This window comes from Streptomyces sp. NPDC001980 (assembly GCF_040296885.1).
In the GTDB taxonomy this organism is placed as follows: Bacteria; Actinomycetota; Actinomycetes; order Streptomycetales; family Streptomycetaceae; genus Streptomyces.
The window spans coordinates 435,639-450,113 of record NZ_JBEOYD010000004.1; the positions used below are offsets into that span (position 1 = coordinate 435,639).

The 14,475-nt window shown below is 71.1% G+C and carries 14 protein-coding genes; 11 read left to right on the top strand and 3 right to left on the bottom strand.

The window, feature by feature from the left end; translation table 11 throughout:
* Positions 1-6 precede the first annotated feature (6 nt).
* The 4 genes from ABT137_RS08865 to ABT137_RS08880 all read left to right on the top strand — a co-directional run bounded on the left by ABT137_RS08865 (position 7) and on the right by ABT137_RS08880 (position 4,033).
* Positions 7-1,461 carry an amino acid permease gene (locus tag ABT137_RS08865; RefSeq protein ID WP_351704741.1) on the top strand — a complete coding sequence of 485 codons (1,455 nt, stop codon included), beginning with the start codon at positions 7-9 and terminating at the stop codon, positions 1,459-1,461.
* 193 nt (positions 1,462-1,654) lie between these two features.
* Positions 1,655-3,079, top strand: a complete 1,425-nt coding sequence (locus ABT137_RS08870; protein WP_351704675.1) for a C39 family peptidase — start codon at positions 1,655-1,657, stop codon at positions 3,077-3,079.
* Between the two features lie 49 nt (positions 3,080-3,128).
* Positions 3,129-3,320 carry an SCO1431 family membrane protein gene (locus ABT137_RS08875; protein ID WP_502984490.1) on the top strand — a complete coding sequence of 64 codons (192 nt, stop codon included), beginning with the start codon at positions 3,129-3,131 and terminating at the stop codon, positions 3,318-3,320.
* Positions 3,321-3,373: 53 nt separating this feature from the next.
* The gene (locus ABT137_RS08880) at positions 3,374-4,033 is read left to right on the top strand and encodes a TetR/AcrR family transcriptional regulator (RefSeq protein WP_351704678.1); all 660 of its coding nucleotides are present in this window, start codon (positions 3,374-3,376) and stop codon (positions 4,031-4,033) included.
* Between the two features lie 94 nt (positions 4,034-4,127).
* On the opposite strand, the gene ABT137_RS08885 is transcribed toward ABT137_RS08880, so the two are convergent.
* Entirely contained in the window at positions 4,128-5,369 is a 1,242-nt protein-coding gene (locus tag ABT137_RS08885) for a glycoside hydrolase family 18 protein (protein ID WP_351704681.1), read from the bottom strand.
* A 330-nt stretch (positions 5,370-5,699) separates the two neighbouring features.
* Here ABT137_RS08885 and ABT137_RS08890 point away from each other — a divergent pair, with 330 nt between their 5' ends.
* Positions 5,700-6,872 carry an acyl-CoA dehydrogenase family protein gene (locus ABT137_RS08890; RefSeq protein WP_351704684.1) on the top strand — a complete coding sequence of 391 codons (1,173 nt, stop codon included), beginning with the start codon at positions 5,700-5,702 and terminating at the stop codon, positions 6,870-6,872.
* On the opposite strand, the gene ABT137_RS08895 is transcribed toward ABT137_RS08890, so the two are convergent.
* Positions 6,835-7,086, bottom strand: a complete 252-nt coding sequence (locus tag ABT137_RS08895) for a hypothetical protein (RefSeq protein WP_351704687.1) — start codon at positions 7,084-7,086, stop codon at positions 6,835-6,837. The two genes, ABT137_RS08890 and ABT137_RS08895, sit on opposite strands and share 38 nt — an antisense overlap.
* Positions 7,087-7,232: 146 nt before the next feature.
* On the opposite strand from ABT137_RS08895, the gene ABT137_RS08900 reads away from it, so the two are divergent.
* Together ABT137_RS08900 and ABT137_RS08905 are read left to right on the top strand one after the other, a co-directional pair.
* A complete protein-coding gene (locus ABT137_RS08900; RefSeq protein ID WP_351704690.1) occupies positions 7,233-8,333 on the top strand; it encodes an Rv3169 family protein in 1,101 nt (366 codons plus the stop codon).
* 14 nt (positions 8,334-8,347) lie between these two features.
* Positions 8,348-9,487: a phosphotransferase family protein gene (locus tag ABT137_RS08905; protein WP_351704693.1), complete on the top strand. Its 1,140-nt coding sequence runs from the start codon at positions 8,348-8,350 to the stop codon at positions 9,485-9,487.
* A 1-nt stretch (position 9,488) separates the two neighbouring features.
* On the opposite strand, the gene ABT137_RS08910 is transcribed toward ABT137_RS08905, so the two are convergent.
* Positions 9,489-9,947, bottom strand: coding sequence for a hypothetical protein (locus tag ABT137_RS08910; protein ID WP_351704696.1), 459 nt, complete (start codon positions 9,945-9,947; stop codon positions 9,489-9,491).
* Positions 9,948-10,214: 267 nt separating this feature from the next.
* On the opposite strand from ABT137_RS08910, the gene ABT137_RS08915 reads away from it, so the two are divergent.
* From ABT137_RS08915 to fxsA, 4 genes are all read left to right on the top strand, one after another.
* Positions 10,215-10,655 carry an Lrp/AsnC family transcriptional regulator gene (locus tag ABT137_RS08915; protein WP_066997022.1) on the top strand — a complete coding sequence of 147 codons (441 nt, stop codon included), beginning with the start codon at positions 10,215-10,217 and terminating at the stop codon, positions 10,653-10,655.
* 126 nt (positions 10,656-10,781) lie between these two features.
* Positions 10,782-12,386: an amidohydrolase gene (locus tag ABT137_RS08920; RefSeq protein ID WP_351704699.1), complete on the top strand. Its 1,605-nt coding sequence runs from the start codon at positions 10,782-10,784 to the stop codon at positions 12,384-12,386.
* A gap of 586 nt (positions 12,387-12,972) precedes the next feature.
* The gene (locus ABT137_RS08925; protein WP_351704702.1) at positions 12,973-13,767 is read left to right on the top strand and encodes a polyprenol monophosphomannose synthase; all 795 of its coding nucleotides are present in this window, start codon (positions 12,973-12,975) and stop codon (positions 13,765-13,767) included.
* A gap of 78 nt (positions 13,768-13,845) precedes the next feature.
* The gene (gene fxsA, locus ABT137_RS08930; RefSeq protein WP_351704705.1) at positions 13,846-14,409 is read left to right on the top strand and encodes an FxsA family membrane protein; all 564 of its coding nucleotides are present in this window, start codon (positions 13,846-13,848) and stop codon (positions 14,407-14,409) included.
* Positions 14,410-14,475 lie beyond the last annotated feature (66 nt).

Consider the following 14,475-nt stretch of genomic DNA (forward strand, 5'->3'; position numbering starts at 1 on the left):
CACGCGATGGGTTATCCGCGGAAACTCACCCGCCGATTCCAGGCCTTCGACAATTTTGCCATCTCCTTCACCATCATCAACATTCTCTCCGGGATTTTCTCGTCCTTCGGATTCGGCATGAACGCGGGCGGCCCCCGCATTCTCGTGTTCGGCTGGATCGGCGTCTGCGTGATGGTGCTCTGCATCGGCGCCGCCATGGCGGAAGTCGCCTCCGCCTATCCGACGAGCGGCGCCCTGTATTTCTCCGCCGGTAAACTCGCCAAACGGCACAAGGGCGCCTGGTCCTGGTACACGGGCTGGCTGAACTTCGTGGGCCAGATCGGCGGCACCGCGGCCACCGGCTACGCGGCCGCCACCTTCATCCAGGCCTTCGTCGCCCTGCAGTGGCCCTCGTACACGCCGACCGCCCACCAGACGGTCCTGATCACGGCCCTGATCATCGTGGTGCAGGGGCTCGCCAACACCTACACCGTCCAGCTCGTCGCCCTGCTGAACCGGATTTCCGTCTGGTGGCTGCTGATCGGACTCGTGGTGATCGTGAGCACACTGATCGTGATGCCGGACCACCACCAGTCGGCGTCCTTCGTGACGCATTTCGTGAACAACACCGGCTTCACCAACGGCCTTTACGGTGGCCTGCTCGGGCTGCTGGTCACCAGTTGGACCTTCACCGGTTTCGACGGCAGCTTCCACATGTCCGAGGAAACCGTCCAGGCGACCGTCAACGCCCCCAGAGGGATCATCCGTTCCATCGGCTATTCGGCGATCACCGGCCTGATCCTGATGCTCGCGCTGGTGTACAGCATCGGCGACTACGACAAGGTGGCGAGCTCCTCCGCGCCGCCCGTCCAGATTCTCATCGACGGACTCGGCATGGGCTGGGCCAAGGCGATGCTCCTCGTCGTCATCGGCGCCATGCTCTTCTGCGGCCTCGCCAACCTCACCAGCAACACCCGGCAGATCTTCGCCTTCTCCCGGGACGGCGCGATGCCCGGCTCCCGCCTGTGGCACTCGGTCTCGCCCCGCACCCGGACCCCCGTCAAGGCCGTCTGGCTCGCGGTGGCCTGCTCGGTCGCCCTGGTGGTGCCGGGCTGGTGGTCGCACACGGCGTTCACCGCGATCGTCAGCGTCAACGTCGTCGGCCTGTTCCTCGCCTACGCCGTGCCGGTGTTCCTGCGGCTGCGCCTGGGCGACGACTTCCAGCCGGGGCCGTGGAACCTGGGCCGCTGGAGCAGGCCGGTCGGCTGGCTGGCGGTGGTCTGGATCCTGCTCAGCAGCATCCTGTTCATGCTGCCGCAGGCCTCGCCGATCACCGTCGACTCCTTCAACTACGCGCCGATCGCGCTGGCCGTCGTCCTCGCCGTGGCCACGGCCTGGTGGTTCACCACCGCCCGCCGCCGCTTCCAGGGTCCGGTCAGCTACGGCCGCCCCGACGAGGTCGCCGCGATGGATCTCATCTGACCGACGAGGCCCCGTATGCCCGCATGAAGGAGGCCCCGGCGACCGCGCCGGGGCCCTTTCAGCGGACGAGACCAATATTGGTGGGCGTGGCATGGGCGGAAGTGCTGGCAGGGGCATGGCGCCTGCTCCATAGTTGGCGCACAGCCCTTGCTCCGGATCAGCCGTGACGCGCACACCTGGGGGTCCCCCACCCATGAGCAGAGCCGAACAGCCGTCCCGCAGAACCGTTCTGGCAGCCGCCGCCTCCGTCGCGGCGGCGGCCGTGGCCCAGAGCGTGGTCCCCGCGGTGCCGGCGGTCGCCGCGCCGGAGACCGACGCCGACGAGACCGCCAGGACCGAGACCCGCCGGGCCGGCCACGGCCGTCCGGGCCACGGCCGGGACGGGACCCGCCCGATCGACTACCGCTCCTGGACGACCCACAGCGACTGGAAGACCGGTACCGCCAAGGGCGCCGGCGCCGTCGCCGGGGACCGCCCCGGCGTGGTGATCGGCACCCCGGCCGGCACCACCTCCTACACCGACCCCCACACCGGCACCAACGCCACCTGGGAGTACGCCACCTGGACCGGCCCGGTGCACCAGCTCGCCGTCCCCGCCACCGAGACCATCGCCTCCTGGAACGCGGACACCCCGGCCGGCACCTGGATCCAGGTCGAACTGCACGGCACCTACTCCGACGGCACCGCAACCCCCTGGTACGTGATGGGCCGCTGGGCGGCCGGCGACCAGGACATCAAGCGGACCTCGGTGGACGGCCAGACGGACGGCAGGAGCACCATCTGGACCGACACCTTCGCCGTCGACGACGCCACCACCGGCCTGCGCCTCACCTCGTACCAGCTGCGCCTGACCCTCTACCGCAAGCCGGGCACCAAGCTCACCCCGACCGTCTGGCGGCTCGGCGCCATGGGCTCCGACATTCCGGACCGCTTCACCGTCCCGGCCTCCACCCCGGGCCTGGCCCAGGAACTCAAGGTCCCGCGCTACTCGCAGGAGATCCACAAGGGCCAGTACCCCGAGTACGACAACGGCGGCGAGGCCTGGTGCAGCCCCACCTCCTCGCAGATGATCGTCGAGTACTGGGGCGGCCGGCCCACCGCCGCGCAGCTGGCCTGGGTCGACCCCTCCTACACCGACCCGCAGGTCTGCTACGCGGCCCGCTACACCTACGACTACCAGTACGCGGGCTGCGGCAACTGGCCGTTCAACGCCGCCTACGCGTCGACGTACCAGGACCTCCAGGGCGTGATAACGCGACTGGCCTCGCTCACCGACCTGGAGACCCTGATCGCGGCCGGCATCCCGGCCATAACGTCACAGTCGTTCCTCGCCTCCGAGCTGACCGGCGCCGGTTACGGCACCTCCGGGCACCTGATGACCGTGATCGGCTTCACCGCGGACGGCGACGTGATCGCCAACGACCCGTGCTCGGCCGACGACGACGCGGTCCGGCGGGTCTACCTGCGGCGGGAGTTCGAGAACATCTGGCTGCGGACCAAGCGGTACAACGCCAGTGGCAAGGTCGTCTCCGGCACCGGGGGCGTCTGCTACCTGTACTTCCCGGCCAGTCCGACCGCGGCCCAGCTCAAGGCGCTCGCCGCGGTCGGCGTGCGCTGACCGGGTACGACAGCGGCGGCCCCCGGGCATCCCGGGGGCCGCTTCTGCTGTGACCAAGCTCTCCGCCGCAAAAGCCGCAATCGGTGGCATGGTGGACGTCATGACCACACACTCCGCCACCGCCGCCCGCGCCCGTACCGGCGGCCCCAAGGACGACGGCCCGAAGGTTCTGGAACATGTCATGGGCTGGACTCTTGTCGTGGTCATCGCCATGTTGGTAACTCAACTCGGTCTGCTGTGACCTGAACTGACATACTGCGGATGTCCCGCAGCCCGTTGAGACCAGGGTCGAAATTGAATATCAGTCAACAACGTGCCGCCGCCCGTCCACGGGCGCGCGGCACCGAGCGTTCCGTGGCTCGTCGTGCCGAACTCATCGCCATCGGGCGGAAGTTGTTCGCCGACACCTCGTACGACGCGCTCTCCATGGACGACATCGCCAAGCAGGCGCATGTCGCCAAAGGGCTGATCTACTACTACTTCCAGTCAAAGCGCGGCTACTACCTGGCGATCATCCAGGACTCCGTCGCCGACCTGGTCACCTATGCGGCGAGCGGCATGGAGCTGCCCCAGGTGGACCGCGTCCACCGGACCATCGACAGCTACCTGCGCTACGCCGAGCACCACCAGGCCGCGTACCGCACGATCGTCAGCGGCGGTGTCGGCTTCGACACCGAGGTGCACGCCATCCGGGACGGGGTGCGCGAGGCGATCGTCGCGACCATCGCCGAGGGCGCCTACGGCCGCACCGACATCGCCCCGCTCGCCAGGGTCGGCCTGCTCGCCTGGCTGTGCAGCGTGGAGGGCGCCGCCCTCGACTGGATCGACCGGCCCGAACTCTCCCGCGAGACCATGTGCGAGCTGCTGGTCAAGACGCTCGGCGGCACCCTGCGCGCCATCGAGGAACTGGACCCGTCCTACCGCGCCCCGACCCCGGCCCGCCGGGACACCTGACGCACCGGGGCCGGTCCGCCCGCGGTGTCCCGCCGGACCGGCCGCTGGGGCGGAGGGCTCGTGGTTCCCCCGCCCCAGGCCCCCGTGACCGGGGTCAGTTGATGGCCTTGATCAGCTCACCGTTGGTGGTGTCGCCGCTCAGCTCCCAGAAGAAGGTGCCGCCCAGGCCCTGCTGGTTCTTGTAGGTCATCTTGGTCGCGATGGTCGCCGGGGTGTCGTAGCTCCACCAGTCGCTGCCGCACTTGGCGTACGCCGTGCCGCCCACCGTGCCGGTCGCCGGGCACTTGGTCTTGAGCACCTTGTAGTCGTCGATGCCCTGCTCGTACGTCCCCGCCGCGGGTCCGGTCGCCGAGCCGCCGGGCGCCGCCTGGGTGACGCCGGTCCAGCCGCGGCCGTAGAAGCCGATGCCGAGCAGCAGCTTGGCGGCGGGGATGCCGAGACCCCTGAGCTTGGCGATGGTCGCCGAGGTGTAGAAGTTCGCCGTCGGGATGCCCGAGTAGGAGTTCAGCGGCGAGTGCGGGGCTGTCGGGCCGGTCGTGGCCCAGGCGCCGAAGTAGTCGTACGTCATCGGGTTGTACCAGTCGACGTACTGTGCCGCGCCCGCGTAGTCGGCCGCGTCGATCTTGCCGCCGCTGGTGGCGTCGGCGGTGATCGCCGCCGTGACGAGCGAGCTGCTGCCGAACTTCGAGCGCAGCGCCGCCATCACGTTCCGGAACGCGTCCCGGCCGCTGGTGTCGCAGGTGTTGCCGCAGGCGTTCGGGTACTCCCAGTCGATGTCGATGCCGTCGAAGACCCCGGCCCACTTGGAGTTCTTGACCAGGTCGTAGCAGGACTGGGCGAAGGCGGTGGGGTTCTTGGCGGCCTCGCCGAAGCCGCTCGACCAGGTCCAGCCGCCGAAGGACCAGAGGATCTTGAGGTTCGGGTGCTTCTTCTTCAGCTTCAGCAGCTGGTTGAAGTTGCCGCGCAGCGGCTGGTCCCAGGTGTCCGCCACGCCGTCCACGGACTCGGCGGCCGTGTAGGTCCGGTCGGTCGCGGCGTACGAGTCGCCCATCGCGCACTTGCCGCCGGTGACGTTGCCGAAGGCGTAGTTGATGTGGGTGAGCTTCGCGGCCGAGCCGGAGGTCTCGACGTTCTTGACCAGGTACTTGCGGTCGTAGGTGCCCCATTCCGTGAAGTAGCCGACGACCTTGGAGCCGGCCTGCACCTGGGGAGCGGACGGGGTGGACGGGGCGGCCGCGGACGCGGTGCCCGCGCCGGCCAGCAGCCCGGCGCCGAGCACGGCGCAACAGGCCGCGGAGAGCAGCGCCCGGAACCGGGAGCGGTGAGTGTTGTGCATCGGGTGTCTCCTCCTGGGGGAGAGGGGAACGCGCGCCGATTGGCATGAACGCGGTAAAGCGTTGGTCATGAACCCTAGGAGGACTAGACCAGTCGGGTCAATGGTTCGGACCAATTTCGCGGGTTTCGAATGTTGGCCTGGAAATCCTGAAGTAAGCGGTCGTTAACTGGTGACGGGAGGTCCCCGATCGGGCATACTCACTGCGCAGCCGCAGGTCAGCAGCTTCCGAGACCCGGAACGCCGACCTCGGCCGCACCCGCACGACAGGCGGAGCCGCCCCTATCCCACGGGCCGTGACCGCTGCTGCCCGACAGGGAGGAGACCGACGCCATGTCCGACCGCGACCCGCAGCCGGTGGAGCGTCAACTGCCCACGGACGAGGCGAGGGACCTGCTCGCGCTGGTCCGGGAGATCGCCCGGCGTGAGATCGCGCCGAAGGCGGCCGAGGAGGAGGACGCCGGGCGCTTCCCGCGCGAGGTCTTCACCCTGCTCTCCGAGTCAGGCCTGCTCGGCCTCCCCTACGACGCCGAGTACGGCGGCGGCGACCAGCCCTACGAGGTCTACCTCCAGGTCCTGGAGGAACTGGCCGCGGCCCGCCTCACCGTCGGCCTCGGTGTCAGCGTGCACACCCTCGCGAGCTACGCGCTCGCCGCCTACGGCACCAAGCAGCAGCAGGTCGAGCACCTGCCCGGGATACTCGGCGGCGGCCTGCTCGGCGCCTACTGCCTCTCGGAGCCGGCCTCCGGTTCGGACGCCGCATCCCTGCGCACCAGGGCCGTCCGGGACGGCGACTTCTGGGTGATCAACGGCACCAAGGCCTGGATCACGCACGGCGGCATCGCCGACTTCTACACGGTCATGGCCCGCACCGGCGCCGAGGGCTCGCACGGGATCACCGCCTTCCTGGTCCCCGGCGACGCCGAGGGCCTCAGCGGCGCGGTGCCCGAGAAGAAGATGGGCATGAAGGGCTCACCGACCGCCCAGGTCCACTTCGACGACGTCCGGGTCCCCGACGGCCGCCGCCTCGGCGAGGAGGGCCAGGGCTTCGCCATCGCCCTCTCCGCGCTGGACTCCGGGCGGCTCGGCATCGCGGCCTGCGCGATCGGCCTGGCCCAGGCGGCCCTGGACGAGGCGGTCGGCTATGCCACCGGACGCCGGCAGTTCGGCCACCCCATCGCCGACTTCCAGGGCCTGCGCTTCATGATCGCCGACATGGCCACCCAGATCGAGGCCGGCCGGGCCCTCTACCTCACGGCGGCCCGGCTGCGCGACGCGGGCCGGCCGTTCGCCAAGCAGGCCGCCATGGCCAAGCTGCACTGCACCGACACCGCGATGAAGGTCACCACCGACGCCGTCCAGATACTCGGCGGCTACGGCTACACCGCGGACTTCCCGGTCGAGCGCTACATGCGCGAGGCCAAGGTCCTGCAGATCGTCGAGGGCACCAACCAGATCCAGCGGATGGTCATCGCCCGTCACGTGGCGGGGCCGGAAAGTCGCTGAACTCGCTGAACTGCCCGCGGGTGACCGTCGGTGCCGCCAGCCTGACCCACTCCGGGTCGTGGCGGCCCGGCAGGGCGCGGCCCCGGTCGGCCCAGGTCTGCATCAGATCTCGGTAGATGGGCGGATCCTGCGGCGCGGGCGGCGGCAGCGATGCCGCGGGCGGGGGTACGAAGATCCGGCGCTGACGGCCGAGGGCGGTGTAGGTGGTCGTCATGCCCGGCCAACGCGGGGGCGGCCGTCCTGGTCACCGATCCCCCGAATCGTGCGTGAGTTCGTGGACGTCCGCTCCCGGATCTGGTCTCCGTCCATTTCCTGACGTACCGTCAGCCGGACCGTCTCCAGCTTCCGGGGAGGCCTGCCATGGCCGACGACCGTCCCGTACCGCTCGACGAGTACCCCGTGCACCAGGTCCCGCTCTCCATGAAGCACGTCGCCACCGGGGACCGGAACGCCTACGACCGCTGCATCTTCCACGTCCTCGACCACGACGGCCGCGCCCTGCTCATCCTCGGCCTCGGCGTCTACCCGAACGTCGGGGTGATCGACGCCTACGCCACCCTGCGCACCGGTGACACCCTGCACGCGGTCCGCGCCTCGGACGCCCTGGGCGACGACCGGATGCGGCTGGCGGTCGGCCCGCTGCGCATCGAGGTCGAGGAGCCGCTCCGGCGCTTCCGCCTGACCTGTGACGACGACGCCCTCTCCTACGACCTCGTCTGGGCGGCCGGCTTCCCGGCCCTGTGGGAACCGCACCACCTCCAGCGCCGGGGCGGCCGGCTGACGCTGGAGGGGCGCAGGTTCGTGCAGGCCGGGGGAGTGTCCGGGGTGATACGAGCCGGCGGCGAGGAGTTCCGGGTCGACCCGGCCGGCTGGACCGGCACCCGGGACCGCAGCTGGGGCGTCCGCCCGATCCCGGGGGAGGAGGCCGGGCGGCTCGCCGAGGAGAACCCGACCGAGGGCTTCCACTGGGTTTGGTGCCCGGTGCGCTTCGACGACAGCTTCCTGATGGTCATCACCCAGGAGGACGCGGACGGATACCGCACCCTGAACGACGCCACCCTGGTCCGCCCCGGCGACCGTGACCGCCAACTCGGCTGGCCGCAGACCGAGATCGCCTACCGCTCCGGCACCCGCCATCCCGAGCGTGCCGTCGTCCACCTCGGCGACCCGCGCAAACCCCAGGAACTGGAGGTGGAGATCCTTGCCTCGTCGCCGCTCGCGGTCGGCGCCGGCTACCCGCCGGCGGACGACTGGCAGCACGGCACCTGGCAGGGCCGTGGATGGGTGGACCGGCGAACCTACGACCTGACCGCGCCGCATCCCCGCGCGGCCTACGGCGTCACCGACCACTCCGCCCGCTTCCGCCTGGACGGGCGGACCGGCCACGGCATCTTCGAGCACGGCTCGTTCGGCAGACACGATCCCAGCGGCTTCACCGGCTTCGACTCGGTGGCGCCCTGAAGGAGGAGGCCGGAGTGACGACGACACCGCGCCCGCGCACCACCACCCGCGACCCGGAGGACCTCACGCGCCGGCTGACCGCCTGGCTGGACACCCGGCTCCCCGGCGCCAAGGCCGTCGGCGTCACGGTCCCCGCCTCCAACGGCATGTCCAGCGAGACCCTGCTCTTCGAGATCGAGCACCCGGAACCGCCCTCCCCCACTCTCGGCTTCGCTCGAGCGGGCGGTACCCCCAGCGGCTGCGCGTTGAGACTGGCGGCGGATCCGTCGGCGTACACGGTCTTCCCGTCGTACGACCTCACCCGCCAGTACCGCACCATGCGGCTGGTCGCCGACCGCACGGACCTGCCCGTACCCCGCGTCCTGTGGCTGGAGGAGGATCCGGGACCGCTCGGCGCGCCCTTCTTCGTGATGGAGCGCGTCGAGGGGCGCGTCCCGCCCGACGTCATGCCCTACACGTACGAGGGAAACTGGCTGCACGCGGCGACCGACGCCCAGCGCGAGCACCTCGAAGCCGTCTCGGTGAGCCTGTTGGCCCGGCTGCACGACCAAGTGCCCCCGGCCGAGGTGGAGTTCCTCGCCCTGCCCGGGGACGGCGACGCCCTGCACCGGCATGTCGAGTCCCAACGGAGCTACTACGACTGGGTGGTGGACGGACTCGCCCGCTCACCCCTGATCGAGGCCGCCTTCGACCGGCTGGCGGACCTGTGGCCGCGCGACCCCGGTACGCCGGTGCTCAACTGGGGCGACGCCCGGATCGGGAACGTCGTCTACGACGGATTCGACCCCGTCGCCGTCCTCGACTGGGAGATGGCGGCCCCGGCCCCACGCGAGGTGGACCTCGGCTGGACCGTCTACCTGCACCGCTTCTTCCAGGACCTCACGGCCGCCTCCGGACAGCGGGGACTGCCCGCGTTCCTGCGCCGCGACCGCGTCGAGGCCCGCTACGCCCGTCTGACCGGCCACACCCCGCGGGACATGGACTTCTACACCCTGTACGCCGCCCTGCGGCACGCGATCGTCATGCTGCGCATCGCCTACCGGCAGGTGTACTTCGGCGAGGTCGCCGTCCCCGCGGATCCGGACACACTGATCCTGCACCACGGCAGTCTGCGCGCCATGGTGCAGGGCAGGTACTGGGACGCGGTGCGGTGAGTCAGGCAGCCTGACGATCGACGGAGTAGCCGCCGGGGCGCATCGCCGGTACGGGCATCGGGCGCGAGCCCGGGCCGCCGACGTGCGAGAAGGGCTGCGTCCGCCAGTTCAGACCCTGCGGGAGGGTGAGCAGGAGGGCGGTGTCCTGCTCCTGCGGCTCGGCCGACTCGTCCGCGGACGAGGCGTCGTCCGCCGCGCGGCCCGTGCCGGCACAGACCGTGAGGCCGAACGGGTTCCACGGCGAGGCGCACAGCGCGTGCTCGGGGAGGAACTCCTCGTCCGCCAGCAGCGCGATGGACTGCGCGCAGTCCGGGCAGATCACCCGGAACATCTCGAAGGTGTCGTAGGCGTCCAGTTCCTCGGCCTCGTAGAGGTCGGATTCGACGCCCTCCGGCTCGGGCTCGACGACCAACTGCGGGCGCTTGGACACGGAACGACCAGGGCGCTTAAGACTCTGCATGGGTAACTCCCCCTCGGGCTGGGCCGTTACGGCGCTGCGGCCTCGACCACAGCAAGCACTTCCCGTCCGCTCTCGGCGGTAATCACGAGAACATCACGGAGCCCGTTCAAGGGCTGTGGCGTTCGTCACATGCCGCATGCAGGTGCCCACTGCGGTGGATTTGTCCGTCGGACCGCTCGCAGCCGACGCCCCGTGACATCACAAACCGGCCATGACCTGGGCCGCTGAGCTATCCGTGGAGATCAGGCGCACTGTAGCTTTTGCGCCATGGAGGAGCTGGACCGTCAAATCGTGCAGCTGCTCGTCAAGGACGGGCGGATGAGCTACACGGACCTGGGCAAGGCCACGGGTCTGTCCACGTCGGCCGTGCACCAGCGGGTGCGCCGGCTGGAGCAGCGTGGCGTGATCCGCGGCTACGCCGCGGTCGTCGACCCGGAGGCCGTCGGGCTGCCGATGACGGCGTTCATCTCGGTGAAACCGTTCGACCCCAGCGCCCCCGACGACATCGCGGACCGCCTGGCCGGCGTCCCCGAGATCGAGGCGTGCCACAGCGTGGCGGGCGACGAGAACTACATCCTCAAGGTGCGGGTGGCGACCCCGCACGAACTGGAGGAGCTGCTGGCCAGGCTGCGCAGCCTGGCGGGGGTGTCGACGCGGACGACGGTGGTGCTGTCCACGCCGTACGAGGCTCGGCCGCCGAAGATCTGAGACGGGCGAGCAACTGTCGACTGCGGGTACGTCGTGGCTGGTCGCGTAGTTCGCCGCGCCCCTGAAGAGGCGCGTTCGAGGGGCCCTCGTGCAGAGTGATCGGGGTGAGGGGCGAGACTGGTCCCCATGAGTGAGCGCGCCCCCGAGCCCAAGACCGTTCTCCTCCGTCGCGGAGAGGTCCACAGTCCCGCCGATCCGTTCGCGACCGCGATGGTCGTGGAGCGGGGGCAGGTCGCCTGGGTCGGGTCGGAGGGGGCCGCCGACGCGTTCGCGGACGGGGTCGACGAGGTCGTCGACCTGGACGGGGCTCTCGTCACCCCGGCCTTCACGGACGCCCATGTCCACACCACGTCCACCGGGCTCGCCCTGACCGGCCTCGACCTGTCCGGGGCCGGTTCCCTGGACGCGGCCCTGGTGCTGGTCAGGGACTTCGCCGCCGCCCGCCCGGACGACCGGGTGCTGCTCGGGCACGGCTGGGACGCCGCCCGCTGGGCCGGCGGCCGCCCGCCGACCCGCGCCGAGCTGGACGCGGCCACCGGCGGCCGCCCGCTCTATCTCTCCCGTATCGACGTCCACTCGGCGGTCGTCACCACGGCCCTGCTGGACCTGGTCCCGGGCGCGGTCCCGCGCCAGGACGCCCCGCTCACCGGCGACGCCCACCACGCCGTCCGCGCCGCGGCGTTCGCGGCCGTGACGCCCGCCCAGCGTGCGGCGGCCCAGCGCACCGCCCTGGCGCACGCGGCGTCCCTCGGTATCGGCACCGTGCACGAGTGCGGCGGGCCGAAGATCTCCTCCGAGGACGACTTCACCGGACTGCTGCGGCTCGCCGCCGAACTGCCCGGACCGCGGGTCGTCGGCTACTGGGCCGAGGAGGACGTGGAGAAGGCCCGCCGGCTGGGCGCGCTCGGGGCCGCCGGAGACCTGTTCGTCGACGGCGCCCTCGGCTCCCACACCGCCTGCCTGCACGAGCCGTACGCCGACGCGGGCCACACCGGCGCCGCCTACCTGGACGCGCAGGCCGTCGCCGCCCATGTCGCCGCCTGCACCGAGGCCGGTCTGCAGGCCGGCTTCCACGCCATCGGCGACGCCGCCGTGACCGCTGTCGTGGAGGGCGCGCGCGCCGCCGCCGAGAAGGTCGGCCTGACCCGGGTACGGGCTGCCCGGCACCGCGTCGAGCACGCCGAGATGCTCACGGCCGAGCACATCGCCGGCTTCGCCGAACTCGGCCTGATCGCCTCTGTGCAGCCCGCCTTCGACGCGCTGTGGGGCGGCACGGACGGCATGTACGCCCAGCGGCTCGGCGCCGAGCGGGCCCGCACCCTCAACCCGTTCGCCGCCCTCCTCAAGGCCGGGGTCCCGCTCGCCTTCGGCTCCGACAGTCCCGTCACCCCGCTCGACCCCTGGGGGACCGTCCGGGCCGCCGCCTTCCACCACACGCCCGAGCACCAGGTCTCCGTACGCGCCGCGTTCACCGCGCACACTCGTGGCGGCTGGCGCGCGATCGGCCGGGACGACGCGGGCGTCCTGGTGCCGGGCGCGCCCGCCGACTACGCGGTCTGGCGCACCGACGAACTGGTGGTGCAGGCGCCGGACGACCGGGTCGCCCGCTGGTCCACCGACCCGCGCTCCGGCACCCCCGGCCTGCCCGACCTGACCCCCGGCCGCGAGCTGCCGGTCTGTCTGCGCACCGTGGTGGGCGGCCGGAGCGTGTTCGTACGACCGGGCGAGTGACCCGCCGCATTCGTACGGCCGGGCGAGTGATCTCCCGGGGTGGCGCGGCCGTGATCGACGGCCGCCGCCCCGTCGCGCGACCTGCGCATCCTCTGCGCTGACCAGGGGTTTGGGGCTGTTTCCGCAGGTCAAACGGCTGTTGACAGCCAGCGGCAGCGGGCCGGTAGGTTCGGCGGAGTCCACCACCGGACGCCCGACCATGGAGCAGTTCGCGCACTCGTCGCAGCGCCGCTGGGTCAGGGACGGTGTGCCGCACCGGGGCACCGTCACTGGGAGCCAGGCTCAGCGCCCGCGCCGACGAGGGAACGTTCCGGCCGGTCGGGAGGTGTGACCCGGGTGGGGCCCGGAGCTCAGTAGACAACGGCTTTCGGTCGACCCGCAGCCAGCGGGTCCCAGGTCGGCCCGAAGGGCGCCGGGCCCCCATCCGCAGGGGAACAGAGTGGCGAAAGCGCGTATGGCCGCCACCCGAAACGGGCATCCTTACCCCGTTCTTGCGGAATCGACACCACCATACGAATGAGCTGTCGCGTCAGCGCAGGCCGCGGCCACTATGGTGGTCCCCTGCGTACGACATGAAGGGGCAGCAGTGAACGACGGCGACGGGACCCTTGCGGCCAAGGCCCAGGGGCGGCGGTTCGGCCCGCTCGGCACGGCCTTGGTGATCATTCCCACGTACAACGAGGCGGAGAACATCAAGTCCATCGTCGGCCGGGTGCGCCAGGCCGTCCCCGACGCGCACGTGCTGGTGGCGGACGACAACAGCCCCGACGGCACGGGCAAGCTCGCCGACGAACTGGCCGCCGAGGACGACCACGTCCAGGTGCTGCACCGCAAGGGCAAGGAAGGCCTCGGCGCCGCCTACCTCGCGGGCTTCCGCTGGGGCATGGACAACGGCTACGGCGTGCTCGTCGAGATGGACGCGGACGGCTCCCACCAGCCGGAGGAGCTGCCCCGGCTGCTGACCGCGCTGAAGGGCGCCGACCTGGTGCTCGGCTCCCGCTGGGTGGCCGGTGGCCGGGTGGTCAACTGGCCGAAGTCCCGTGAGTTCATCTCCCGGGGCGGCTCCCTGTACTCCCGGCTCGCCCTCGATCTTCCCCTCCGGGACATCACCGGCGGGTACCGCGCCTTCCGCCGCGAGACCCTGGAGGGCCTGGGGCTCGACGAGGTCGCCTCGCAGGGCTACTGCTTCCAGGTGGACCTGGCCCGTCGAGCGGTCAAGGCCGGCTACCAGGTCGTCGAGGTGCCCATCACCTTCGTCGAGCGGGAGTTCGGCGACTCCAAGATGAGCCGCGACATCCTGGTCGAGGCGCTGTGGCGGGTCACCTCGTGGGGCGTCACCGAGCGGGTGGGCAGGATGACCGGCAAGGGCAAGCCGTCCTAGCGGACGCCCGGGAAGCTCACAGTTCCGGTTGATCATCCCCTTATGCCGCACTGAGCCGGGCCCAGGCACACTGGGTGCATGACGACTGGCGCGCAGACCCCTCCGTACACCACCCGGCCTCGGCGCTCCCGGCTCGGCAGATACCTGCCGCTGGGTCTCGCGGTGTGGCTGGTGCTGGAGATCTGGCTGCTGACGGTGGTCGCGGGCGCGGCGGGCGGCATGACCGTGTTCCTGCTGCTGGTGGCGGGCTTCCTCGCCGGCTCCGTGGTCATCAAGCGGGCCGGCCGACGCGCCTTCCAGAGCCTGAACGAGGCGATCCAGCGCGGCGGCTCCCCGGAGCGCGGCGGTGGCAACGGCCTGATGATGCTGGGCGGCCTGCTCCTCATGATCCCCGGCCTGGTCTCCGACGCCCTCGGCCTGCTGCTCCTGCTGCCCCCGGTCCAGAAGGCGGTCTCGCGTCTCGCCGAGCGCACCCTCGACAGCAAGCTCCGCGCCGCCGCCCCCGGCACCCTGGGCAACGCCTTCCAGCAGGCCCGCATGCACCGCCCGGACGGAAAGGTCGTCCAGGGCGAGGTGATCCGGAACGACGGCCCCTGGCCGGGGGACGAGCCGACGGGGGAGCGGCCGCCGCTGACGCGGTGAGTGCACCCACAACAACCGAGGGCGCCGTACGTTCACGGAACGTACGGCGCGCGGGGGGGGGGTGTC